At 64.9% G+C, this 23,713-nt stretch carries 19 protein-coding genes; 6 read left to right on the top strand and 13 right to left on the bottom strand.

What is annotated here, in order from left to right; translation table 11 throughout:
- Nucleotides 1-51: 51 nt before the first annotated feature.
- Nucleotides 52-2,829 carry a S8 family peptidase gene (locus XcuCFBP2542_RS15545; RefSeq protein WP_104604660.1) on the bottom strand — a complete coding sequence of 926 codons (2,778 nt, stop codon included), beginning with the start codon at nt 2,827-2,829 and terminating at the stop codon, nt 52-54.
- A gap of 924 nt (nt 2,830-3,753) precedes the next feature.
- Here XcuCFBP2542_RS15545 and XcuCFBP2542_RS15540 point away from each other — a divergent pair.
- A complete protein-coding gene (locus tag XcuCFBP2542_RS15540) occupies nt 3,754-4,170 on the top strand; it encodes a DUF2231 domain-containing protein (RefSeq protein ID WP_104604658.1) in 417 nt (138 codons plus the stop codon).
- Nucleotides 4,167-5,498, top strand: a complete 1,332-nt coding sequence (locus XcuCFBP2542_RS15535; protein WP_104604656.1) for a PQQ-dependent sugar dehydrogenase — start codon at nt 4,167-4,169, stop codon at nt 5,496-5,498. The genes XcuCFBP2542_RS15540 and XcuCFBP2542_RS15535 overlap by 4 nt, the downstream gene beginning before the upstream one ends.
- 119 nt (nt 5,499-5,617) lie before the next feature.
- Here XcuCFBP2542_RS15535 and XcuCFBP2542_RS15530 read toward each other — a convergent pair whose 3' ends face one another.
- Entirely contained in the window at nt 5,618-5,893 is a 276-nt protein-coding gene (locus tag XcuCFBP2542_RS15530; RefSeq protein ID WP_104604654.1) for a hypothetical protein, read from the bottom strand.
- A 175-nt stretch (nt 5,894-6,068) separates the two neighbouring features.
- On the bottom strand, nt 6,069-7,223 hold the full coding sequence (locus XcuCFBP2542_RS15525; RefSeq protein ID WP_104604652.1) for an acetyltransferase domain-containing protein: 1,155 nt from the start codon (nt 7,221-7,223) through the stop codon (nt 6,069-6,071).
- Between the two features lie 48 nt (nt 7,224-7,271).
- Between XcuCFBP2542_RS15525 and XcuCFBP2542_RS15520 the strand changes: the two genes are divergently transcribed.
- On the top strand, nt 7,272-9,062 hold the full coding sequence (locus XcuCFBP2542_RS15520; protein ID WP_249027669.1) for an ABC transporter ATP-binding protein: 1,791 nt from the start codon (nt 7,272-7,274) through the stop codon (nt 9,060-9,062).
- Nucleotides 9,063-9,073: 11 nt separating this feature from the next.
- Here the strand turns inward: XcuCFBP2542_RS15520 and XcuCFBP2542_RS20105 are convergent, their stop codons facing one another.
- Both XcuCFBP2542_RS20105 and XcuCFBP2542_RS15515 read right to left on the bottom strand, forming a co-directional pair.
- Nucleotides 9,074-9,415 (bottom strand): ParB N-terminal domain-containing protein, encoded by a 342-nt coding sequence (locus XcuCFBP2542_RS20105; protein WP_249027668.1) that lies wholly within the window; start codon nt 9,413-9,415, stop codon nt 9,074-9,076.
- Nucleotides 9,409-10,050 (bottom strand): hypothetical protein, encoded by a 642-nt coding sequence (locus tag XcuCFBP2542_RS15515; protein ID WP_249027667.1) that lies wholly within the window; start codon nt 10,048-10,050, stop codon nt 9,409-9,411. The genes XcuCFBP2542_RS20105 and XcuCFBP2542_RS15515 overlap by 7 nt, the downstream gene beginning before the upstream one ends.
- Before the next feature lie 248 nt (nt 10,051-10,298).
- Between XcuCFBP2542_RS15515 and XcuCFBP2542_RS19745 the strand changes: the two genes are divergently transcribed.
- The 3 genes from XcuCFBP2542_RS19745 (at nt 10,299) to XcuCFBP2542_RS15505 (ending at nt 13,094) form a co-directional block, all read left to right on the top strand.
- A complete protein-coding gene (locus XcuCFBP2542_RS19745) occupies nt 10,299-10,454 on the top strand; it encodes a hypothetical protein (protein ID WP_170067010.1) in 156 nt (51 codons plus the stop codon).
- A gap of 147 nt (nt 10,455-10,601) precedes the next feature.
- Nucleotides 10,602-11,231, top strand: coding sequence for a lasso peptide biosynthesis B2 protein (locus XcuCFBP2542_RS15510; RefSeq protein WP_249027670.1), 630 nt, complete (start codon nt 10,602-10,604; stop codon nt 11,229-11,231).
- A 12-nt stretch (nt 11,232-11,243) separates the two neighbouring features.
- Nucleotides 11,244-13,094, top strand: coding sequence for an asparagine synthase-related protein (locus XcuCFBP2542_RS15505; protein ID WP_104604648.1), 1,851 nt, complete (start codon nt 11,244-11,246; stop codon nt 13,092-13,094).
- 8 nt (nt 13,095-13,102) lie between these two features.
- On the opposite strand, the gene XcuCFBP2542_RS15500 is transcribed toward XcuCFBP2542_RS15505, so the two are convergent.
- From XcuCFBP2542_RS15500 to XcuCFBP2542_RS15460, 8 genes are all read right to left on the bottom strand, one after another.
- Nucleotides 13,103-13,813, bottom strand: a complete 711-nt coding sequence (locus XcuCFBP2542_RS15500; protein WP_104604646.1) for an ABC transporter ATP-binding protein — start codon at nt 13,811-13,813, stop codon at nt 13,103-13,105.
- Nucleotides 13,814-13,823: 10 nt separating this feature from the next.
- Nucleotides 13,824-15,182, bottom strand: coding sequence for an ABC transporter permease subunit (locus XcuCFBP2542_RS15495; protein WP_104604645.1), 1,359 nt, complete (start codon nt 15,180-15,182; stop codon nt 13,824-13,826).
- Nucleotides 15,179-16,645, bottom strand: a complete 1,467-nt coding sequence (locus XcuCFBP2542_RS15490) for a DUF3526 domain-containing protein (RefSeq protein ID WP_249027666.1) — start codon at nt 16,643-16,645, stop codon at nt 15,179-15,181. The genes XcuCFBP2542_RS15495 and XcuCFBP2542_RS15490 overlap by 4 nt, the downstream gene beginning before the upstream one ends.
- A gap of 19 nt (nt 16,646-16,664) precedes the next feature.
- Entirely contained in the window at nt 16,665-19,055 is a 2,391-nt protein-coding gene (locus XcuCFBP2542_RS15485; RefSeq protein ID WP_104604643.1) for a TonB-dependent receptor plug domain-containing protein, read from the bottom strand.
- A gap of 261 nt (nt 19,056-19,316) precedes the next feature.
- The gene (locus XcuCFBP2542_RS15480; protein ID WP_104604666.1) at nt 19,317-20,150 is read right to left on the bottom strand and encodes an HvfC/BufC N-terminal domain-containing protein; all 834 of its coding nucleotides are present in this window, start codon (nt 20,148-20,150) and stop codon (nt 19,317-19,319) included.
- 52 nt (nt 20,151-20,202) lie between these two features.
- Entirely contained in the window at nt 20,203-21,018 is an 816-nt protein-coding gene (gene bufB, locus XcuCFBP2542_RS15475; RefSeq protein WP_104604641.1) for an MNIO family bufferin maturase, read from the bottom strand.
- A gap of 407 nt (nt 21,019-21,425) precedes the next feature.
- Nucleotides 21,426-22,487, bottom strand: coding sequence for a XopE/AvrPphe family type III secretion system effector (gene xopE, locus XcuCFBP2542_RS15465; protein WP_104604664.1), 1,062 nt, complete (start codon nt 22,485-22,487; stop codon nt 21,426-21,428).
- A 110-nt stretch (nt 22,488-22,597) separates the two neighbouring features.
- Complete coding sequence (locus tag XcuCFBP2542_RS15460) at nt 22,598-23,611, bottom strand: IS630 family transposase (protein ID WP_211293018.1); 1,014 nt, start codon at nt 23,609-23,611, stop codon at nt 22,598-22,600.
- Nucleotides 23,612-23,713: the final 102 nt, after the last annotated feature.

Here is a 23,713-nt window from a genome sequence, read left to right as displayed (position 1 = left end):
GTTCTGCCGGGGCGTGGGCATTGTCTGCTTCGCCGCGCAACCGCGGTGCGGTCAGAACTGCCAGCGCACGCCGACGTTGGCGTTGACGCTGTCGGCATCGGAGCGAGCGCGCTCGGCGCCGATGTTGCCGTACACCGAAAACGCCGCGTTGACCTGGTAGCGGACCCCGAGCGAGGCGCGCAGCGCCTGTCTGGAAACCGGCTCGCCCGCCACGGTGAAGCGCGCTTCCGGCAATCCGGTGAACCAGGCGGTGAAGTCGGTGGACGGGTTGCCCAGCACCGAGCGATACGCCAGCAGGCCGTCCAGGCCCCAATTCCCGCGCGTCAGGTGCCCGCGCACGCCGGCCTCGGCGTAACCGACACGCACGGTGTCGCTGCCCGCGCTCAGCCCAAGACCGGTGAGCGAGGCTTCACCGAACGCATCCTGGGTCTGGTTGACCACACCGGCGGCAACGAACGGCGACAGCCCCGCATGCGGCAGCAGACCGAGTTCGGCACGCAGCGACCAGTGGGTGTCGTGGCGGCGATCATGCAGCCGCTCGCCGATGCCGCCGGCCTGCACGTTGCGTTCGGTGTCCACATTGCTCATGCCGTAAGCGCCAATGCCCGAGACATAGGCCTGACCGATCGGCTGATACAGATACGCGGTCAGCGCATAGCGGTCCGCGCGCAGACGGCTGGCCGAGGCGTCCACGTGTGCACGATCCTGGCCAGAGGTCACCGCCGCACCGACGATGGTGCCGGCGCCCCCCACCGGCAGATCCACGCCGAGGGTGGTGGCCTGCTGGGTGTAGTCGGCCGCGGCAAACCCACTGCGGGTCAGATCGCCATCCAGGTAGCTGCCCTGCATCCAGGTGGTCAGCGTGGTGGTGTCGGCCAGGTAGGGCAACCGATCAGCGGCAATCCGCGCGTCGTTGAGCGCAGACTGCACCCCGAGCGTACGCTCGACGCCATGCACCTGGCCAGCCAGGGTCGGCAACGAGGCAGACACCTGCGCATCGGACGCGCCGATCAGCGCGCCGGTGGCGGTGAGCAAGCCGCCCAGGTTGGCGGTATCGCCGGCAGCCACGCGCGTGTCCAACGCCTTGACCAGCGTATCGGCCTGCTTGGCACCATCGACCACCGCCTGCGGTGCGCCCGCCGCCTGCGCACTGGCGGCCGAGGCGTTGCGGGTCAGCGTGGCAGTGACCGATGTTGGCGCATAGCTCAGCGCCGCGGTCCAGAAGAAGTTGTTGGCGTACTGCACGCGGTCGAAACTACCCAGCAGCGTTCCGGCAGTGACGATCCGCTCGGTGCTACCGACGTTGTAGCCGGCTGCTTCGGGCAGCAACAGCAGATTGCCTTTCAGGCTGGCCTGGCCGGTGACGGTCAGCCCCGTGCCGAGTTGGATGGCGGTGGTGCCGGTGCTGTTGACCAGGCTGTAGCCACCGTTGATGACGCCACCGCGCGATTCGAAGGTGGCGGAGTTGAGCACGATGACGTCCGAGCGCAGGCGGCCGGTCAGCGCCAGCACGCCATCGCTGACGCTGGTGCCGCCGGTGTAGCTGTTGTCGCCGCTCAGGGTGAGCCGCCCGGCGCCGTTCTTGGTCAGGCTGCCAGATCCGGAGATGGCGTTGCTGAAGGTGCTGTCGTAGCCGGCGCCCACGTTGGCCGCCCAGTTGCTGGCGAACTGCCCCGGACCCTTGATTGCCTTGGCCGCGTTGACCAGGCCCCAGCCGTACAGCGCATCCACGCCAGGATCCCCCAGGTCGGTGGCGGTGGTGAGCAGGGTCTGTTGCAGGTTCACGGCGCTCATCCACGGATACACGCCCAGCACCTGTGCGGCAACGCCACTGACGGCCGCGGTGGAGAACGAGGTGCCGGCGACCTGGCCTTGCAGTTCGGTCGTGGCCAGCGCCGGGGCGGTGACGCTGCCCGGTGCCACCAGGCACCACGGCGCGGCGGCGCCGCAATGGTTGGAGTAGCTGGTCAGCCCGGCCGGGTTGCCCACGCTGTCCACGGTGATCGCGCCCACCGCCAGCCAGTTGTTGCGGACGCTGGCCTCCTGCACCGGCGTGGCCGCCGGGTAGGCCGCCTCGGCCTCACCGGCGTTACCGGTGGCCGCCACGATCAGTGCATCGGCCTGAACCAGCGGCGTCAGCGCGAAACGCCAGGCCAGGGCAGCATTGGCGCTACTGGCGGCATCGGCGTACGAGGCACCGATCGACAGGTTGGCGATGCGCGTGCCTGCAGCCGCCAGCGCCACTGCCGCGCGGCGGGCCTGCTGGGTGCCACAGGAGTTCTCGGCGCAGATGCGCGCATACAGCAGGTCGGCATCCGGCGCGATGCCGCCGCCGAATCCCTCCTGCGCCGAACCCACCACCAGCGCGGAAATCACCGTGCCGTGGCCACGCAGTGCATTGGACGTCGACTCCGGTGCCCCAGGAGTGTCGGTGTAGTCGGCGAAGCTGTCGATCCTGCCATTGATCGGAACGTAGCTTGCGTAGAGGTTGTCGTCGAGTACTGCCACCTTCACTCCCTGGCCCCTCGCGCCGGCTTGCTGCGCCAGATCGGCGTTGGTGGCAACCAGCAGGTTGCTGCCGACGCCCTGATAACGGGCAGGTGCGGGAGCCGGAGCTGGAGCGGTCCTGGGCAGCGGGTCGGACGTAGTGACCGGGGGAGGGGTGGTGGGGGGAATCGGAGTAGTAGGCGTAGTCGGAGCGGTCGGAGCCGGCCCGATCACGGTGCTCTGCGGCGGATCGTTACGTACATTGCCGCCACCGCCACCTCCACCACAGGCGGTCAGGACGAGGCACGAGGCGATAGTGGTGGCGAGCAGCGAACGATTCATGGGCAGATGATTCCGTTGGTCAGACGCGCCGCCACGGCTGACGGCCTGGTTAGCGCAAGGTCCCGTCACCGGCAACGCACCGGTACGGCATTGAGTTCACGTGTTAATCACCTCGACAGCAGCATCGCCGTCCCCTCGGGATGCATCACTTGCTCATGCGCTCAAGCCGCAATCTGGTTGTCGAGTGCTTACGAGAATGTTTAACGGCGCTGTCGTTCCGGTCTAAAATCTGAATGGACAGTTGTTATTCAGAGAAATCCCGCCTGCCACTGGGCTGATTGCTACAAATCATCGTCGCAAGGCATTGCGCGGCCTCGACCACACACTATTTGCATCAGCGAACTCAAGTGGTTTGCATCGCATTTTTCATGGGGCGACAATCCTAAATGCGACTTGGGCCGCATGGCATCAGGGATTTCAGTCAAGGATGTCGGTACATTTCCTACACCATTCCAAAGCAACGGTTAGCTTCAGTAACGGACTCTACCTATCGAATGGTGGTCTGGGGCGATCGGTATAACGGATGCATCAGTGCGCGAAATTTTAGTAGCGATAATCGCCGTGAGCAGCTGCATCGCGCTGCGTTCAGGATTGTGTGAAATTAACGCAAATCCGCACGGAGGAGTATTTCTGGCATATCTGTCGCCTGGATCGGCGAAGATTCGAAGAGGATTGATATATTCGCGATAAACCAGTGGTTCGCAGGTGCGAGGCCCGCGCCGGGAAGTATATCGACCAATGATTATTCAAGATTGCCGATAGCGCGCAGGATGCGTTTGCCACACTGGACAAGCCGATCCAGACACACAACACGCCCCCCGGCAGGCCGCCAGCCCACCTGCGCAAGGTCCCCGAGCGTGGCCTGCTCGTCACACGCACACTGGCAGCATCGGAACGGTTCGTCATTGCCCCAACGAGTCCGCCATGAACGCTACCGCTGTCCACGCCCGCCCATGGGTCATTCATCCATTGCATGCTGCCGTGCTCTGCGGCATGTGGCCGTTGTTCCTCGGTGCGCTGGCAAGCGACTATGCCTACTGGAGCAGTTACCAGATTCAATGGAGCAATTTCGCGTCATGGCTGCTGGTCGGGGCGATGCTGCTGACCACGCTGGCCCTGGTGTTCGCGCTTGTCGGGCTGCTGCGTGGCAGCCGCCATGTGATCTACCCCGTTGCCCTGGTCGCCACCTGGGTCGCGGGCTTTCTCGACGCCCTGCATCACGCACGCGATGCCTGGGCAATCATGCCGGCGGCCCTGACGCTATCGGCGATCGCAACACTGTTTGCCCTGGTCGCCACCTGGGCCGGATTGTCCGGCCTGCGCGTCGGAGGTGCACGATGAATCGCTACCTGCAGCTGGCAACCGTTTCCGCGCTTGCCGCCGCCCTGGCCGCATGCAGCAAGGCTCCCGATCTCAACCAGCTCGGTGCCGCCCCGGAGCTGCCGGCGCCCGAACGCGGCATCTTGCCGGACATGACCATCGCCGAACCCGCGGCATGGAACGACCGCACCCCGACCGTGCCCGCCGGCTACCGCATTGCCGCCATCGCGACCGGCCTGGGCATTCCCCGCCAGACCCTGGTGTTGCCCAATGGCGACATTTTGGTGGCCGAAGGACGCGGCGGGTCGGCTCCCAAGCTCAAGCCCAAGGACATCATCGCCGGTCCCATCAAGGCAAAGGGCACCACCCAGGTCAAGAGCGGCAATCGCCTGACGCTGTTGCGCGACACCAATGGCGACGGCGTCTACGAGCTGAAAACCGTCTTCGCCGACAAGCTCAACGCGCCCTACGGCCTCGCACTGATCGGCGACGCGTTGTATGTCGCCAACCAGGATGCCCTGTTGCGCTTCGCGTATCGGGACGGCCAGACCAAGGCCGAGGGTACGCCCATCAAGGTGACCGACCTGCCGTCGGCCATCAATCACCACTGGACCAAGGCGCTGACCGCCAGTGCCGACGGCCGCTACCTGTATGTCGGGATCGGGTCCAACAGCAACATCACCGAACGCGGCATGGTGGCCGAAGTGGATCGCGCACAGGTCTGGCAGGTGGATGCGGCCACCGGTGCGCACAGGTCCTACGCCACCGGCCTGCGCAATCCTACGGCGCTGGCCATCCAGCCAGGCACCGGCGCGCTGTGGGCAGTGGTCAACGAACGCGACGAGATCGGGCCGAACCTGGTGCCCGATTACCTGACCTCGGTGCGCGACGGCGGGTTCTATGGCTGGCCCTATAGCTACTGGGGCAAGAACGTAGACACCCGGGTCATGCCGCAGGACCCGGCCAAGGTGGCTGCCGCCATCACCCCGGACTACGCGCTGGGCTCGCACGTCGCCGCGTTGGGCGTTGCGTTCTCGTCGGCGGCCATGGGCGCCAAATTCGCCGACGGGGCGTTCGTGGGCGAACACGGCAGCTGGAACCGCAATCCGCAGGTTGGCTACAAAGTGGTGTTTGTGCCGTTCCGCGATGGACGGCCGGCCGGCGCGCCGGTGGACGTGGTCTCCGGCTTTCTCGGCGAAGATGGCAAGACCCGCGGACGCCCGGTGGGGGTGACCGTGGACCCGCGCGGCGCATTGATCGTGGCCGACGACCTGGCCAACGTGATCTGGCGCATCACCCCCGACATGGCGCCTGCAACGGCCGCTTCGCCGGCAGCCACTGCGCGCTGACCTCGCTGCATCCCGCCTTTCATCGCGGATGCGCGTGTGCAACGCAAAAGCCCCGCACTGCGGGGCTCCTGGCGCAGGCGATTCACACGCCAGCGCGAGGTAGTGCGAACAGCGCTAGCTCAAGGCAGATCGCACTTGATCTTGGCATCCACGTAATAGGGCTTGGGTACCTCCGGGTTGGCGCTGGTTTTTTCGAACACCACCTCGAACGAGGCCATGTCGACCTTGCCCTGACGGCCCTGGCAGGCGTCCTGCAGCTTCTTCTTGACCGCTGCAATGCCCGCATCGCGATTGGCACCGTCGGCGCTGTTGGTCAGGTTGGCCACTTCCGCGAACGCCACCGGGCTCAGCCCGAGCAGGGCTCCGGCAAGGATGGCTCTGTGCAGTTTCTTCATACGATCTCCTTTGCAATGTCCTTGAATGCAGTACGGCTCACGCGCAGCGCACGGGCTGCAACGCGCGCCCAGCATAGGGACGGCGCGTTAAGCGCAAGTGCGCGTCAGCGGTTGTCATGCCTGGGTGGCGGCGCTACACGGCTCCGGCTCCAGCGGTACTCAGACCCAGCGGTACTCAGAAGTAGCGCAGCCACGCCAGATCGCGCCGGCGCGCCTTCAGCCGGGCAAAGGCGCGGGTGGGGTAGTACAGCGCCAGGATCAGAACCGCCGCAGTCAGCCAGAGCATGCCCACACAGTCCATGCCGTAGTAGCGGCCGTGATTGGTTCCAAACGCGGCCACCGCAGCGAGATACAGCAGTTTCAGCACATACAGGTGCAGCACGTAGAAGAACATCGGCGCGGCGCCGAAGTCGGTGAGCGGCGCCAGCAGGCGCGCTATCCAAGGTGTTTCATAGGCGCGCAGCAGCAGCAGGCCGATGCCCACGGTAAACAGCACGAACAATAGCGAAGGCGGGTACTTGGTGAGGTTGAAGAAGCTCATCAACGCAGTGAGCGCATCGGCATCAAGTTGCCACGGCGCATCGCCGTACACATTGATCAGGCGCAACGCCGCGAACGCCGCGAGCATGCCCCAGCCACTGCGCAGCAGCAGCCGGCGCCGCTGCACGGGTGAGGTGTCGCGGCCGAACCAGGGGCCAAGCACATAGCCCAGGACGATGATGCCGATCCAGGGCAGTACCGGATACGAGGTCCGGACCGGGATGCCGCCCACCTCGAACCAGCCGCGCTCATGCAGGATTGCCCACACCACATGCCAGGCGGTGCCATCGCTGGCGACGACGCCGTCGAGCAGGTTGTGGCCGGCGATGACGATGGCCGCGATTGCCGCCAAGGCTGCGCGCGGCAGCCACAGCAGCAGCGACAGGGCCAGCATGCTCACGCCGATCGCCCAGATCACCTGCAGGTAGAACACGCTGGGCGGTAGCTGGAAATTCCAGCCGAGATTGACCACGGTCAGTTCCAGCACGATCAGGAACAGGCCACGCTTGAACAGGAACAGGCTGGTGGCCTTGCGCGAATCAGCCTGGCGGCTGCCGTACAGCCAGGCCGACAAGCCGGTGAGCAACACGAACACCGGAGCGCACAAATGGGCCAACACGCGCGACAGGAACAGCGCAGGTTCGACCTGGTCCAGATCTACCGGATCGGCCAGTTGGCGATGCAGATAAAAAGTGTCGCGGACGTGGTCCAGCAGCATGATCAGGATCACCGTGCCACGCAGGGCATCGATGGAGGACAGACGTGTAGTGGTAACGGACTTGAAAGTCATCGACGACCCTTGCGACGATGTCATAACATAACATATACCTGTAATTGCATGCCATGGCGTGGCAAATGGGTGCGCTCCTGCAGCAATGCTGGATGCATGGCCAGAACTACACAACACCCAACCAGGGAGCGAGCGTCATGCCCCATCACCGGTTCGTCTGTCGTCATCGCCATGCCATCTCCTGTCGCTGACATCCTGGTTGCCTACTGGAAGTCCGACCGCTGGCCGCTGCTGGGCGTTGTTGCCGTGGTCGGATTGGCCAGCGTCACGACAGTCGCCGCGCCCTACCTGTTTTCACGCCTGATCGACCGGCTACCGCAGGACGGCGCATCAGCCCTGGCCTGGGCATTCGTGGCCTATGCCGTCGTGCTTGGGCTGGGATCGGCACTGCAACAGATGGTGCAGTACCTGTCCTTCCTGCGCTCGGAGAATCTCGGATTCATCGCCAGCACGCGCTACTTTGCGGCGATCCTCAGAAAGACCAGCGCGTTCTTCATCGAACACAATCCGGCGGAAATCCAGGCTGCTGGCGAAAAGGGCCGCAGTGGACTGAAAGTGCTGGTCCAGCTGGCACTGGTCGCCTTCGTTCCCGGCCTGCTGCAGATCCTGCTGAGCCTGCTCACGCTGGGCGCGCTGATCGACCTTCAACTCGTTCTCGTGGTGGTGGTCTATGGTGCGGTGGCCATCGGTCTGTCGGCCATCGCCACCCGGCGCGCGCGCATCTACCTGGAGGCGGCTACCGCAGCGGGACAGGAGAATGCCCGCTTCGTCGGCAATGCCATAAACGCGATGGAGACGCTGCGCCAGTTCGGCAGCCACGCCTGGATGACCCAGCGTTTCGAGCACAGGGCGCACGCGGTCCGTGACAACTGGCGTGCCTATGTGGTGCAGCGCCTTGGCTACATCGCCTTGTTGGGTGCGGGGCTGGCGGTCCAGTTCTCCGTCACCTTTTTGCTGCTGCTACCGCGCTACCAGGCGGGCGTCGTCAGCATCGGGGATCTGGTGCTGTTCAATCTGCTGCTGCTGCAGCTCAACACACCGTTCGAAGCGATTGCACGCGCCATCGACGATGTTGCGCGCGCGCGCGCGATGCTGCTCCCGTTGGTGACGCTCTGGGGTGCACCGGAAGAGCCGCGGGTGCAGGGTGGGCCCAAGTTCGTGCCAGGCAAGGGGCGGCTGGTGTTCGATCACGTCAGCCACCGTTACGACAACGGCCGTGGCGTCGCTGCGGTGAGCTTTACCGTAGAGCGGGGCGGCATCACCTTTCTGACGGGTGAAACCGGCGCCGGAAAGTCCACCCTCTTCAAACTGGCGTTGAAGGCCATCGAGCCGGACGCCGGCCGCATCCTTGTCGACGGGGTCGACCTTGCGGGCATCGATCGCGCCGATTGGCACGCGGTCGCGGCCCTGGTTCCGCAGGATGTCGTGCTGCTCAACGAAACGCTGGCAGACAACATCCTGCTTGGCCGCGCGCGCGATGAGGCCCGCCTGCGCCAGATTGCGGCCAGGGCGGCCATCCTGCCGCTTGTCGATGCCTTGCCCCACGGCCTGGAAACAGTCGTCGGCGAACGTGGTCTGAAGCTGTCCGGTGGCGAACGGCAGCGCATCGCGATCGCGCGCGCGCTCTACGGAAATCCTGCGATCCTGCTGCTGGACGAGGCCAGCTCCGCGCTGGACGACGTCACCCAGCAACAGGTGATGGCGCATGTGCGTGCGCTGGCAAACGAGGTGACAGTGCTTGCCATCACGCACCGGCACGCGAGCATTGCACCGACCGACCGTGTGATCGAACTGCAAGCCGATGTGGGCACGTCGCACGCGCCGGCCGAGCTGGCCTGACGCCGTACCTGCTACACGGCCGGCACGGTGGTTCTCTTCAAATCCAGCTTGGCCCGAAGCACATAGTTTCTCCGCAACGTTGGAACGATCTGGGTCAGGCGAGGATCGCTGTAGTCCTTGAACAAGGGCGGCCTGGCGGCGCGCAGGTAGAAATCACGCTCCTGTTTCACCGCCGCAGGCAACAGGATTTCCGAGGTATCGCTGTCGCTGGCATCGGTCACCAGGCAAGGGATGTAGCGAAACCCCAGCGAGCGCAGCAGATAGGCGCGATGCGAGCCATTGGTCAGGATCAGCCGTCTGCCGACGCGGGTGGCGCTGATGACGTTGTCGCTGAAACCCAGGTAGATCACCACGGCATGGCTGGCCGTCCCGAAGGGGGTGTACTGCGCAGGTAGATCACCACGGCATGGCTGGCCGTCCCGAAGGGGGTGTACTGCGCAATGGCGGATGGATCGAGTACGGCCACATCGAGAAAGCGCAGGTCATTGGAGGTCGAGGCGAAGGCATGGTCGCCGTCTGCCTGCGAGTGGCGCACCTCTGGGTGCGCCTGTTCGCCCAGGCAGGTAGCCAATTCCATGATCTGCCGTTCGTCCGGCGCGGACGCTACGCGCTCCTTGAGCGTGTGTAGATAGCGCAGGTTGATGGATTCCTGGAAGACCACCAGGCGGTCCACTTCCACCATGCACCAGGAGCGCGGCACCAGGCTGGTGATCCGATGCATCGATGGCTGTCGCAATGCCGCTGCACCCAATGCCTGCAGGTCGTCTGGCAACGCCTGCACACCGATATCGTCTGCATGGCCGGCCTCGTCGCTGGCGAGCGCAAGCGCGACGGCCTTGGCCTGGCGCCACTGTTCCAGTTGGACCGACTCGTCCACCTGCCCGGCAGGGCATCGTTCGCGAACAAAACGAATCAACCGCGATAACGGAAACAAACCACGCAACAACAGCGTTTGGTCGAACGCTTCGTCGTTGTTCTGCGCACTCATCGGGTTGCCTGCATCGTGGTCGTGTCGGTCGCGTCGGTCGTGCAGGAGTTTCTCCGGCGACATACGCGTTCTGTGATTATTGTCACGTCGAAATTCCAGTGATTGAAAATAAATGCCACATCCTGGCAATTGTTATCTTGTAACATCGAGCAGCCGCGTATGCAATTTTTCACCAGGGTTGCCGCGGCTGTTTCGAACGCGTCCGACAACGTTGGGCGCGCCAACCTACCGACCAAAAGGAAATGTGCATGAACGAGTTGATCGAACTTGGGCTGGCAGAAGATTCCACCCAGCAGGACCACGATGGCGGCGGTCTGATCGAACTGGGTTCCGTCGTGTCCGAAACCCGCGCCCATAGCCATGGGACATTGTGGGACGGCATTTTCCCGACCACGTCGCCGTAACCGGCGGCACTGACGTCACCAGCGGTGCGTGCGCGGCATGCACCGCTTCTTTTGCGAATGGAAACGGCCATGCGTGAGATGGAGCCATCACCGCCATATCTGCTGTCCAGGCAAGCGCATGTGTGCATTGCCAATGGGGTGGTGGTGATGCTGGACGTGGCGACCGGTGCCTATCTATCCATCGGCGAGCAGCAGGCGGCCAGGTTGGGGCATCATGTGCAGGGTTGGCCGGTAGCGGCCCATGCGCCAGGCATCCCGCCGATTCTCCAGACGCTGCTCGATCGCCGCCTGATTACGCAGGATGCCCGGCTGGGCAAGCCCGCCACGCCTTCCACGATTGCGCTGCCAACCCGCTGGATGCGCGAGGGCGAGCTGCGGGGGCGTCCGCCGATCGCGGCGCGGGATCTGCGCCGATTCGTCGTTGCGGTGAGCTTTGCAGCCTTCAGCAAGAAAGTCCTGCCACTCAAGGCCATCGTGGCCAGGGCGCAGGGCAGGGCGCGGCGTCAGCCATCGGCGCCGGAATCGGTGCAGCGACTGGCGTCGCTGGTACGCATCTTCGATTGGTTGCGCCCGCTCGCGTTCAAGAAGACCGACGAGTGTTTTCTGTATTGCCTTGCCTTGAGCGAGTTTCTGGCCTGCTACGGGTTTTTCCCCTCATGGGTATTTGCCGTACGAACGGCCCCGTTTAGGGCCCACTGCTGGCTCCAGTACGACGATTACGTGCTGACCGACATTCCATTCAATCTACGCCGGATGGTTCCCATCCTGGTGTTGTGACACGGGCTGACCATGTATCGCTATCTTGCCGTTTTCTGGAATGGCCTGTCCGACACATCGGTGGAGCAGGCCGCACGGATCAACGAGACGATCGCCTCGGCGCTGCCTGACGCTGCCTGCGTGCTGCGCGAGGACGGTGCGGCGATCTATTGCCAGACCGACGACCCGGGCTTTTTCGAGTGCGTGCGCACCGGCCAGATGGTGATACTGGGGAAAATCTTCCCCAAGACCTTTGCCGACGGCGCGGTGCCAGCGAAGGCCAGCTTCGACGCGCAGGAAGCGCAAGCGGTGTGCAGCACCCAAGGCGGCCGCCTGGTGCAGCACTACTGGGGGCGCTACGTCGCGTTTTGCCATGATCCAGCCGCGCGCAGCTGGTGCGTGGTGCGCGACCCCACCGCAGAGCTTGCGTGCTTCATCACGGTGGTCGGCTCGGTGACGATCGTCTTTTCCAGCATGGAAGACTGCCTGAAACTGCGGGTTGGACATTTCTCGCTGCGCTGGTCCTACCTGGAATATTCGCTGTTGTTTCCGTTTCGCGAGACGTACCAGACCGGGTTCGAAGAGGTCGATGCCCTGGAAGGCGGCGAGGGTATCGCGATCCGCGATGGACAGCCGGCCGGGCGGCAGTGTCACTGGGACGTGGTGAAGCACGCGGTAGAGCATCCGATCACGGACTTGGACCACGCCGTCCGGCTGGCACGTACTACCCTGCTGGGCTGCATCGGAGCGCTGGCCAGCCAGCATGCATGGGTGCAATTGCAGCTCTCCGGCGGCCTGGATTCATCGATCATCCTGGCCGGCCTGCTGCACGCGCCCTCCCGGCCACAGGTGCAGTGCGTCCATCATTACGATTCCGGCATCGGCGCCGACGAGCGCGCATTCGCGCGGATGGCGGTGGAGGGCGCCTGCGCCTCATCCGGACGCAGCTGCGAGTACATCGAATACGCACGGGCGCCGCACTGCGCACTGGAACAGCTCATGCACTTTCCGGTGACGGCGCGGCCGGCGCATTGTTCGGGCTACCTGCTGCATCGGCGTACCGGCCTGGGCAGCACCCCGGAGCAGGAACTGGTGCAGTTCACCGGGGTCGGTGGCGATGCGGTCTTCCTGCGTTTCAAGGGCAATGCGCCAGCCATCGACTACGCCTGGCAGCATGGCATCGACCGGCACTTCCTGCGCGTGGCGCTGGAGACCGCGCAGGCCGGTGATTCCCTCTATGGCGTGGTCAAGGATGCGCTGCGGCATGGCATCTTGAAGAAACCGGCGCGCATCAACGATAACTGGGGCAACCCTTGCGAATGGGTACGGGTGGACGCCGCTGCGCAGCGTGCGTCGCAGCCGGCGTGGCTGCGGCACGCCATCGCCCAGGGGCATCGCGTGTCGCCCTACAAGCTGGCGCATATCGGCAGGATGGTGTTCCCGGTCAGCGTGCTGGACCCGTTCGAGGGGGCGGGGCACTGGCACGGGGTGTCGCCGATCAGTGCGCAGCCGGTGGTGGAGCTGTTCGCGCGGATTCCACTGCACCTGCTCATGGCCGACGCCGAAGACCGCACCATCGCGCGACGTGCGTTCGAGGGCCTGCTGCCACAGGCGTTGCTGTCGCGCAAGGTGAAGTGCTACCTGGACGACCACTCCGTGGCCGTCACCCGGCACCATCGCGACTTCATCCGTGGCCTGCTGGTCGGTGGGCGGCTGGCCGAGCGCGGATTGATCGACAGCCAGCTGGCTGACGCCGGGATCGGCCGCGTCAGCCCGGATCATTCGCTCCAGGCACTGGGCATCTTTGGTCCCCAGCTCAATATCGAGGCCTGGCTGCGGCGTTGGTCGGCAAGCGCTCCTGGTGCCGCCGCAGCTGCGGCTTGAGCGGTGGCCTACCGGTGCCGGCTCATTTCTTCCAGGTACAGGTCTTCCAGATCGTTGGCGGTGATGGAGGCGGCCTGCAGCGTGCGGCGTAGGCGGCCCGCCTGCATCAGACCGATCGTGGTGGCGACCTCGCGCGCGCGGAACAGGTCGTGGGTCGCCATCAGGATCGCGGTTCCACTGTCGCGCTGGCGCACCAGCAAGGCATGGAACTCGGCTGAGGCCTCCGGATCCAGCCCCGAGGTCGGCTCGTCCAGCAGCAGCGCCTTGGCCTGCTTGACGATGGCCAGCGCAATACCCACCTTCTGGCGCATTCCCTTCGAGTAGTGGCCCACCCGGCGGTCGAGCACGTTGGCGGCCAGTCCTGCTGCCTTCAACGCCTCGCGCAGGCGCGCCGGCGAGCGTTCCTGCACGTTCGCCAGCCGTGCGAAGTAGTCCAGGTTCTCGTAGCCGGTCAGCTCTTCATACAAGGCCACCGTCTCGGGGATGTACAGCAAACGGCGCCGTACCGCCTGTGGTTCGTGTCGTGCGTCGAGTCCATCCACCTGGGCCGAACCGGAGGTCGGTTCCATGAAGCCCAGGAACAGCTTGATCGTGGTCGACTTTCCGGCGCCATTGGCACCGAGCAGGCAATAGATCTCGCCAGGGGCCACCGTGAAGCTCACATCCTGCAGCGCACGCTGCATGCCGTGGTGTTTGGTCAAGGCGTTTGCGCAAAGCATGCAGAGCTCCTCATGGTGATGTCGCCTGGCCACGCATGGCCCGCGCGGCGATCAGGGCCAGGCCCGTGGCGGCGAGCAGCGCCGCCAGATCGGCCAGCACGCCCGGCGACAGGGCGTTGCCAGCCTCGCGGAAGGCAAAGCGCGGCAGACTGTCGTACTCGGCCAGGGTCTGGACGGCATCGCGTTCCAGGTAGGACTGGTGCAGCCGTCGGCGCTGGTGCCAGAACGTGGTCACCTGATCCTGGAAGGCGAGGGCGCGGTCGGCATCGCTGCCGGCAAGGCGATCCAGCGCATCCTGGGCGGCCACGGCCGGCAGCAGCAAGCGCAATTGGTCCATGACGCGCCGGCGCGCATCGCGCGCGCGCCGGTGATCGGCCAGCATGGGCGCCAGTTGCCGGTCGGCAGCAACCAGGTCGGCATAACGCTCGCGCAGTTGATCGGGAATGGTGGGGGCCGGGGTGTGTACCGGCGCGGGGCTGGCCACGCGCTGCTGGCGTTGTTGTTCGGCAATGTGCGCCATGCGTGCCTTCACCTCGGTGGCAAAACGCATCTGCGAGGGCGGCGGCGCCAGCAGGTCGACCCCGGCCAGCGCCAGCGAGGGGGCCATGACCACCAGCAACAGCCAGATCGCACCGGCGGCGATCGCCGCATCGGTGGAGCGCCGCGCACGCAAAGCAATCACCACGGCCACCGCCAGCCAGAAACTGCCATAGCCCAGGACGATCAAGGCCAGGCAGGCCAGCCCGGCCGGATCGTGCGCGCCGGCCCACGCCGCCGCGGCCACCAGAAGTGTGGTGGCCGGCAGCAGCACCACCGCTGCCCGTGCCAGTGCCTTGACCAGGAGCAACCTGCCCACGCTGACCGGTTGCGCCATCAGCATGGCGGCGACGCCGCGCTCGCGCTCGCGCGACCACAGGTCGTAGCTGACCGCCAGCAGGATCAGCGGCAGCAGGAAGACGATGACGAAGGCCAGGTCGAAGCGCCCGGCTGCGCGCGCGGTCGGGCTGCCGATATCCGCCCACACACGCGTGAACAACGTCGTGGCATCCCCCAGCGCCACCACGTCGGCGGTGAAGGGATAGGCATCGGCCTGCCCGATCGACACCGCTGCCATCGCTGCCGGGCGCAGCACGGGTTGTACGCGCGGCAACACCGAAGGCGTCTTCCCGACGAAGTCGCGCGCACGCGTCTGCATCTGCTGCTCTTCGGCGGCGAGCAGGCCGATGGCCGTCATGCGCTGGCCGACCCACTGGTGGCCGTTCCACGCGGCATAGGTTCCCAGTGCGGCCAGCAGCAACAGCAGGCCGATGACGGCGCGATCGCGAAACAACCGACGCATTTCATAGCCCGCTACCGCACTGCTGCTCATGCCACCCGCTCCAGGCGGGCGGCACTCAGGCGCGTCAGGCCAAGTGCCAGTAGTAGCCAGCCCAGCAGAATCGCCAGATTCGGTGCCTGCGCGGCGGCCGTGGCAGACAGCGATTGCGCGTGCGGGACATACACCACCGAACGCGACAGCGTGGCGATGTCGGCCAGGTGATAGCGCTCACCCGGCGCAGGCTTGTGCAGCTTCACCTCGTGGTTCAGTGCCTGTATCAGCCGATAGCGGTAGTCCTCCACGCCACGCAGGTAGGCCAGGTGGGCGGCGTAGTCGGTGCCGGCGAAGGCGCGCGACCACGGCTGCAAGGCCAGCGTCGGCGAGAGCGCTGCGAACGCGCGCTGCACGCGCTCCTGCCGCTGGTAGGCGACATGCAGGCGTTCGAAGTGCCGTGCGTAGGTCTGGGTGGAATTGTGCTCGCCGAACTCCAGCGCCACTCCCCGGAAGTTGACTGGCAGATCCGCCACGTCCTCGACTTGGTAGCGCGCCAGCAACGGGCGCTTGAGGGCCTCCAGCCGCTGGTCGGCCGGGTCGTGGCCGTCGACGCCACGTTCGGCCTCTTCGGTCACCGCCGCACGAAACGCTGGAGCCGACGGCGTGGGAACCAGGCTTTCGGCAACCGCCGGGGCCACCCGTGGCGCGAGCAGGGTGGACACCACCCAGATGCCCAGCAGCAGCGCCAACGCAGTGCGCGCTGATCGACACAGCGCGGAGAGGGCCACGGTGAGGGCACTGAAGGTCAGCAGGTAGAGCAGGTAACCGGCACCGATGGCCAGCAGCGCGGCGAGTTCGGGACCACTTGCACCCTGCAGCAGCAGCGCTGGAAAGCTGGCCACGAACAGGGCAGCGGCGAGCGTACCGGCGGCAATGGCCAGGGCCAGCAGGCGCCCGCCGACCAACGCCTTCGCGCCGCCGCCGGCGGCCAGCTCCTGGCGCAGCCGTTCGCGCGCCACCTCGCCGGACATGCTTGAAAATCCGGCGACAATGATGAGCAGTGGCGCCACCACCTGCAGCGCCCAGGCGGCCGAAAAACCGCCGAAGCGGCTCAGCGCCGCGCCTTCCTCGATTGGCCGGTGGCGCGCTGGATTCTGCGCATGGCCCTCAATGAACACCGAAGAGCCGACCACGTCGGACAGCCCGGCATCGAAGCTTGCCAGCGGTGTGACCGGCGCCGGAACGGCACGGCCGACATGCGCGGCTGCGTGTGGATCGATCAGGCCCTGGCCGTCCCACAGGCGTGCTTCCTCCTGGGCGACCGCCTGCCGCTCCTGCGCCTGTTGTGACAGGCGCACCGCACTGGTGACGATCGAAGTGACCGCCAGCAACAGCACCACCCCCGCCAGCCACACCACGCGCCGCTCACGCCACATCAGCACGAGCTGGGTGGTTGCCACGCCACGCAGCTGCGACAGCGCGGAGGTGTTCACGGTGTCGTCTGCAAGAGGCCCGGCCACGGCATGCTTCCTTGTTGAGCTACCACTGATAGGTCAGGGTGACGGACGCAAACCGCCCCAGTGCAGTGGCATTGGTGGGATCGAAGCCGCTGTTGATGCCGTTCACGACGAAGGGCGGATCCCGATCGAACAGGTTCTGCACATTGACGGCCAGGCGCGTGCCTTCCTGCGCGGATGACGCGCCGCCAAAACGGTAGCCGATCGTCAGGTCCACCGTGGTCCAGGACGCCACGTGCGGGTCGGCCAGGTTGGCCGGATCGCGATAGCGATCGGCATAGTTGACGAACACGCCGCCCGACACTTGGTGCCGGGTGGCCGCCAGCCCGCCACGCAGCTTGAGGTCGATCGGCAGGTACACCGCATTGAACGCCTCGACCTCCGGTGCGACTGGGCTGATCCGGCGCGTGGAATCGATGATGTACTGCCCCGCAAGGTTCAGCGCGATGCTGGTCTGCCCCATCTCCAGTTCGTAGGCTGCATCCAGATCGACGCCGCGCTGGGCGGTGGACGCGTTGTTGCGGAAGCGGTTGTCGAGAATCACCTCGGTGCTGGTTTCGTCGGTTCCGGGCGGCAGTGCGAACGGACCCACCCGCGACACGAACACCCCCAGCCCGGCCTGACCGATCTGGCGCGCCTCGCGGATCTGCTCGGGCGTCGGTGCGAAGGTGAGGATATCGGCATAGGCTGCGGTCGGGCCCAGGAACAGCGACGGAAAGCTGCCGGCAAACCCGCTGTCGATGCGGTCTTCGTAGCGGATGCGGTAGTAGCTTGCATCGATCTTCAATCCGGGCACGGCGCGCGGCGCGAACGACACCCCGCCGGTCCAGGTTCTGGCGCGCTCCGGGCCCAGCTCGGGATTGCCGTTGGCCAGCATCATCAATACGGTGCGTCCGCTGGGTGCATTCGGATTGGGGATGCGCGCCACAATGGCCGTGTTGTTCGGCTGCATGTCCTGGTACACCGGCGCGCGGTACGACCGCCCATAGGTGCTGCGCAGGGTCAGCCCCTCGGTGGCTTCCCACAGCAGGCCGAACTTGGGATTGAGGGTGGAACCGAAGTCGCTGTAGTCATCATGGCGCGCGGCGGCCGTCAACGACAACCTGCGCAGGCCGGGAAGGTCCTTGAGCAGCGGCACGTTCAATTCGGCGAACACCGAGGTGATGTCGCGATGCACGTCGAACGGCCGCTCCAGCCCGCGGTAGTCGAAAAAGTCGTAACCATCGCGCCGGATGCTGCTGCCGAACGCCACCCGCGCGGCACCGGCGGGCAGGGTGGCCAGTTCGCCATCGGCGATGAGTTCCAGATAGCGCGTGTCCGAACGCATGTCGGTAGGACGCGCGGTAGTGGCCGACGTCGCCGAGATCGTGGTGCGCTCGTAGCGCACGGCATTCCTGCCGTAGCCGCCATTCAAGCGTGCCTGCCACTGCCGCGGCAGCTCCAGGGTCAGCCCGGCAAACAGATCGAACTGCCGCGTCTGCGGGAACAGGCGGGTTTCATCGGCGGTTCCGGAGATGGTGGTGTCCATGTCGCGCTTGGCCCACGAGCCGGTGACGGTAAGCGTCAGCACCTCGCTCAGTTGCTGGCTGCCATCGATATACAGACTGTGTCGCCTGGAACCGGGATACAGGTCGTACGGCGTGGCGGTGACGTTCTTCGAGAAATCACGCTCGCTGGCGGCCAGATTGTCCTGTTTCAGAAATTCGTAGCTGGCCAGCAGATGCCCACCATCCCATGCCCAACCACCAGCCTGCGATGCCTGGTACTCCTGCATGCCGCCACGTGTGGTGGTCCCCGCGCGAACCGCAGTTTCGTAGCCGGTGAAGTCGCGGCGCAGGATGATGTTGACCACGCCTCCCACCGCGTCGGCGCCGTAGATCGCCGATGCTCCGTCGGTCAGGATCTCCACCCGCTCCACCGCGCTCAATGGAATCAACGACACATCGACGTACTGATAGCGGTTGGACGAGGCCACCCGATGGCCGTTGACCAAGGTCAGCGTGGTGCCGGTACCCAGGCCACGCAGGTTGATCGAGGTCCCCTGGCCAAAATTGCTCCCGGTATCGCGGTCCAGCCCGAGGTTGGCGACATTGGCGCCATTGGCGCCGCCGCCGAAATTCTGCGGAAGTTTTTCGAAGAACTGCTGCAGCGTCGCCACGCCGACACGTTCGATATCCTGTTTCTCGAAGACGATGACTGGAGACGCCCCGCCCGTGGTGATCTCACGGATATGACTGCCGGTGACAAGAACCGGCGCGAGCGTGCGCGCGCCGTCGCCTGGCTGCACATCCTGCGCGTCGCCACGCACGGCGGCACCTGGCTGCTGCGCCAGCGCTGGCGCGGCGCCCGCCAATACAACGAGGATACTCGCCGCCAGCAGTGCTGGCGGCAGGACAACGGAACGAGTTTTCATCACTGGCCGGCGGTGTGGTGAGCGTAAGAATCGCGGCGTTGCAGTGATGCGACGCGCCTGGAATTGTTACAATATAACCAATGTTTGTTATCTTATGACAAATATCGCCGCGCGACAATCCGGCAATGCAAGGAGGGCGAACATTCGTGCATCCGTGCATCCGTGCTGGTTTGCGCACCTTCAGCGCAGAGCTGGCGCCGACACGCGCGTTCGGGGGCGGCGTGTCACGCCGGGTGACGTGCCGAGGACGGCGCGTCGGAACTAGCGGCCAGGCGGTTCGACGGGCGCCTGCAACAACACCATGCTCGAAGCCTGAGCGGTGGGAAGCCACAGCGCGAGCAGGGCGCACAGTTCCCCGGCGGCACGTCCGGTGCGGCGCGCCGCTGCGCGTGCGCAATCGATGAGCGGGCGTGGCCGACGCATGGCATGGCGCAACGCGAAGAATTGCCAATCGGTCAGCGGCTCGATCCCGACACGGAATCGATGGCGACGAACGACCACGAACTCCCGGCTGGCGGCCGGGGCGGGGACCACATCGCCCCCCGACAACCAGCCGCGAAGACTTTCCACCGTGTGCGAGACCATGGTCACGCGTGTTGTTGCCGGCACATGCACGACACAAGGCCAGCCGTGCGCCAGCGCGCTGGCGTCGATGCCCGCGTCCACTTTCGTCTGTTCCAGTCCATGCGCGCGGCTGGCATCGGCCAGCGCCCGCTCGATCCACGCCAACTCCAGCGGAAGGCGTTGCCGTTGCGCGGCGCGCGCTCTTTGCGAGGCCCGCAAGAACAGCGGAAACCGCGCCCCCAGCGCATGCAGGGAAGGTGACCCGGAGGGGGAGCTGCTCAAGTACGCCCGGGCGAAGAATGCAAACAGTTCCGCGCCGAACAAGCGCGCCAGTGCCGGGTGGTCGGCGTGCAGGCAATCGATCAGCCTGAGCCAGTAGCCATTGGCGTAGATCGCCAGCCGCTGGTGCGGGTCGACACCGGCAGGGACGGCAATCAGTGTCCTCAGTTCCACGCCCTGATCGGCGAATAGCGCAGATGCCGTCCTGAGGCCCTCGCCCAATCCCGCTGGATGCGTGGTAGCCGTCAGCATCCAGCGCTGCAGCTGTTCGAGCGGCGTTGCGTTGCTGGCCTGTGTTCGCAGATCAGGCATCCAGCGGCTCCGTCGGACGGTAGTGCAGTGGCGTCGACACTGCGTGCTCGGCCATCACCGGAGCGATCATGGCCGGGGTGCGGCCCTCCAGCAGCTGACGTGCCTTGTTCAATTCGTCCAGAAGCCCGGTGTAATCGGGCAGGTTGGCATCCCATTCCAGCAGCGTGGACACGCCGCCGGTCAGCTGTTGCGCAAGTGCGTACAACTCCCAGACGCGCCCGGGCACCGGCTGGTCGTGCGTATCGACCAGGCAATCGCCGAACTGCGTTGGTCCCGCCAGATGGATCTGCACCACCTGGCGGTGCGGTAGGGCGCGCAGATACTGTTCGGGATCGAAGCGATGGTTGTGCGCGCTCACGTAGACATTGTTGACGTCGAGCAAGAGACCACAACCGGTGCCCTCGGCCAGACGCGCCAGGAACTCCCACTCGGGCATGGTCGAGGTCTGGAACTGCACATAGCTGGACGGATTTTCCAGCACCAACGCCCGGCCCAGCAGGTCCTGCACGCGCAGCACGCGATCACGCACATGCGCCAGCGATTGTGCAGTGAAGGGCAGTGGCAGCAGATCGTGCGTGTTGTGCGAGCCAAGCCCGGTCCAGCACAGGTGATCCGATATCCAGGCCGCGCCGATGTCTTCGGCCAGGCGTGCGAGCTTGCGCAGGTAATCGTGGTCGAGCGGTGTCTGCGAGCCGATCGACAGGCTCACGCCATGCATGACGATGGGAACCGCGGCGGCCAGCTGGCTCAGCATGGCGCGTTGGTAGCCATGATCGTCGAGATAATTTTCCGAATTCCCTTGGGCCATGCGAGCAATGGCCCGTCTTGATGCAGTGCTTCGCCTCGCCAGTGCCTGAGCGATAGCAGCGCGATCGCCGTCATCGCAGCGATGCTTGCCAGCACCGCCGTCATCGGGCCAATCTGAGGGTCGGCAGGGATTTGTGTAAAACACAGCCAAAAGTGAGCTAAATCACTGTCAGTAAAGGATTTCTAACGAGCCCTGCCGACCCTCATGCCGGGCTACTGCTGCACGTGCACCACCAGGTCCAACACGGAGAGCCGCAATTCGACGTCCACCTCGCGCCACACGTTGGCGACGTGGAAGGACCGGCCTATAGCAACCGCGCATGGCCTGGCCGCTTGGGCGCGTAGCGCGCCCAAGCGCGCTCCGGTGGCGTCATGGACGTGTCGACGCTCATCCGGCTTCATCCATCGTCACCAACTCAAGGGTGGGCGACCCAAGGCATCCAGGCGCTCTGCATCTTCAAGGATCGCAGCAGTTGTGCGCGGCGAGATGGGCTGTGCGTTATCCAGTCCATAGGCCTGCCGCGCAGCATCGGCGGCTAGAGCCTCACGCGTCCGCGGTGAGTGCTCTTGCAACCTTTGACGCGTGTTTCGGGCCAGATCGGGGGCGATGACCGGCATCGAGGAACAGATATCGCCAGGTGCGGGGTTGGCTAGAAAGGCTCTCTCTAGGTCGCGCGCATTTGCATGGAGTTCAGTTTGCGGGTCCTCGATCTCGGCTCTGAATGCGTTTGTCCTGGCCAGCGCGTCGATTGCATCAGGCTTGTCGAAGCGTTCAACTACATTGGTGGATGTTCCGTACGTTTCGGCCCAGTGCGAATCCCTTAGTAGAACGGCCGGACCGTCGGCCCACGAGTCGAGGACTACAGTGGATTCTTCCGCCTCTGCCGAGCCTGGGGGCCGGTAGAGCGCGTAGAGGTGGGTCTGGTCGTAGTCGCGTACGGTCATCATCTGCCCGCCATTCTCCATGCGGACTGCATGCCGACGTGCGTTAATCGCTGCATTGTGATCACAGTTGCCTGCCCCCGCAGCCAGCGCACTGCCTGCCAGTAAACTTTCGTCATTTTCACCGAGACAGTAAGACAGGGAGCTATAAGTGGCGCTCCGTCCGTTGCTGAGCCGCAGATCGCTATCGACATTGCCTCGCCCACGGTGCAAGGCGAGTCGTGTCTCGTGCACCGTCTCTGTAGCATCGGCAAGGCGTTGACGGTCGCTCGCGTCTTCGATGGGTCTGCCGTTGAGTCGCATACCAAGCTGGTAGGCCGCCTGCTGAACTTCGTGCGGTTGTAGGGTTGGCTGCCGGAAGCGCCCCCGCCTCGCTCCCGAAGTGCCGAGTGCCACCAAGCCATGCAGGCTGGGTGACATGGGCGCCTCGGGGGATGAAGGCGTAGAGGGCGTGGTCTGCTCTGTGGCGTTGGTTAAATAATGCTCAGGTGAACCCGCCACGCTCAGCTTTGAAGTGCATAGCCCCATCTTGATCTCCTGCAGTGAGTGTAGGAGCAATTCTGGGGGGGGGCTTTCCGATTCGCTTCGCCTCACCGAAATCCTGGCTGGGACGACGAAGCATTGACGCGGGGGATTACCTAGTCCACTGAATCCGAGAAATCGGCTGTAATGCGCCGAGTGGGATCGGCGAACGTCCACTTCAACGGCTTGGGGTCCTTGTTGTACTGGCGGATGTAGCACATGAGCTTCTTGTCCAGGTCTTTGATAGAGGTGAAGACACCGCGCGTGATGACGTCTCGCTGGATTCGGGAGAACCAGTTTTCAACTTGGTTGAGCCACGACGAGTAAGTCGGGGTGTAATGCATGTGGACACGACGACGATGCTTGTCTAAGAATGCTTGCACGAGCGGCGTTTTGTGGCTGCTGACGTTGTCGCAGATGACATGGATCTGGCGGCGGCTGGACTGGCTGGCGACGATCTCTTCCAGAAAGTTCACGAACTGCTCGCTGGTATGGCGAGCAGCGGTCTTGCCCAGTACTTGGCCTGTGCGGGTATTCAGCGCAGCAAACAGGCTCAACGTGCCGTTACGCTTGTACTCGAAGCCATGGCTTTGGGCGCGCCCGGGCGCCAGCGGCAGCATCCGGTCCTTGCGGTCCAGCGCCTGGATCGCGGTTTTCTCGTCCACGCAGAACACAGCGGCGTGCGCAGGCGGCTGCAGATACAGACCGATCACGTCCGCCGCTTTGGTCTCGAAGTCCGGATCGTTGGAGACCATGTGAGTCTCCAGCCGGTGAGGGCGCACACCATGCTTGCGCCAGATGCGCTGCACCGCAGAGAACGACACATCGCCCAGTTCGGCCGACAGCTTGCGACTGCTCCAGTGCGTTGAGCCGTCCTTGGGGCTGTGCTTGAGCGTGCGATTGAGCACCCGTGCTTCCAGCTTGGCCGTTGGCATCTTGGGTGCACGCCCGGGATGCAAGGACACCAGGCCGGCCAACCCCTGCGCCTGGAACGCGGCAGTCCATTTGGAGACGAAAGCATCGTTACAGGCCAGCTTGCTGCGAATATCGATCCGACGTTCTCCATCGCTCCAAAGCACCACGCACCGGGCGCGACGCGCCAAGGCGGCACTACCGTGGCGCTTGCGCATCACTGCATCCAGTTCAGCGCGCTGTTCGATCGTTAGTGGGGGTCTTTGCATGCATCGATATCTGGGGACATTGCATCCGATTTCAATGATTCAGTGGACTAG

Origin of the sequence: Xanthomonas cucurbitae, from assembly GCF_002939885.1 — a bacterium.
GTDB lineage: Bacteria > Pseudomonadota > Gammaproteobacteria > Xanthomonadales > Xanthomonadaceae > Xanthomonas > Xanthomonas cucurbitae.
This window is presented reverse-complemented; position numbering and strand designations above follow the sequence as displayed.

Coding starts and splice junctions, on each gene's coding strand:
- XcuCFBP2542_RS15530 (WP_104604654.1), bottom strand. CDS start 5,893: ATGAAGAAACTGCACAGAGCCATCCTTGCCGGAGCCCTGCTCGGGCTG.
- XcuCFBP2542_RS15540 (WP_104604658.1), top strand. CDS start 3,754: ATGAACGCTACCGCTGTCCACGCCCGCCCATGGGTCATTCATCCATTG.
- XcuCFBP2542_RS15525 (WP_104604652.1), bottom strand. CDS start 7,223: ATGACTTTCAAGTCCGTTACCACTACACGTCTGTCCTCCATCGATGCC.
- XcuCFBP2542_RS15500 (WP_104604646.1), bottom strand. CDS start 13,813: ATGCTTTGCGCAAACGCCTTGACCAAACACCACGGCATGCAGCGTGCG.
- XcuCFBP2542_RS15460 (WP_211293018.1), bottom strand. CDS start 23,611: ATGCGCAAGCGCCACGGTAGTGCCGCCTTGGCGCGTCGCGCCCGGTGC.
- XcuCFBP2542_RS15535 (WP_104604656.1), top strand. CDS start 4,167: ATGAATCGCTACCTGCAGCTGGCAACCGTTTCCGCGCTTGCCGCCGCC.
- XcuCFBP2542_RS15510 (WP_249027670.1), top strand. CDS start 10,602: ATGCTGGACGTGGCGACCGGTGCCTATCTATCCATCGGCGAGCAGCAG.
- XcuCFBP2542_RS15545 (WP_104604660.1), bottom strand. CDS start 2,829: ATGAATCGTTCGCTGCTCGCCACCACTATCGCCTCGTGCCTCGTCCTG.
- XcuCFBP2542_RS15515 (WP_249027667.1), bottom strand. CDS start 10,050: ATGAGTGCGCAGAACAACGACGAAGCGTTCGACCAAACGCTGTTGTTG.
- xopE (WP_104604664.1), bottom strand. CDS start 22,487: ATGGGGCTATGCACTTCAAAGCTGAGCGTGGCGGGTTCACCTGAGCAT.
- XcuCFBP2542_RS15495 (WP_104604645.1), bottom strand. CDS start 15,182: ATGAGCAGCAGTGCGGTAGCGGGCTATGAAATGCGTCGGTTGTTTCGC.
- XcuCFBP2542_RS15520 (WP_249027669.1), top strand. CDS start 7,272: ATGCCATGGCGTGGCAAATGGGTGCGCTCCTGCAGCAATGCTGGATGC.
- XcuCFBP2542_RS19745 (WP_170067010.1), top strand. CDS start 10,299: ATGAACGAGTTGATCGAACTTGGGCTGGCAGAAGATTCCACCCAGCAG.
- bufB (WP_104604641.1), bottom strand. CDS start 21,018: ATGGCCCAAGGGAATTCGGAAAATTATCTCGACGATCATGGCTACCAA.
- XcuCFBP2542_RS15480 (WP_104604666.1), bottom strand. CDS start 20,150: ATGCTGACGGCTACCACGCATCCAGCGGGATTGGGCGAGGGCCTCAGG.
- XcuCFBP2542_RS15505 (WP_104604648.1), top strand. CDS start 11,244: ATGTATCGCTATCTTGCCGTTTTCTGGAATGGCCTGTCCGACACATCG.
- XcuCFBP2542_RS15485 (WP_104604643.1), bottom strand. CDS start 19,055: ATGAAAACTCGTTCCGTTGTCCTGCCGCCAGCACTGCTGGCGGCGAGT.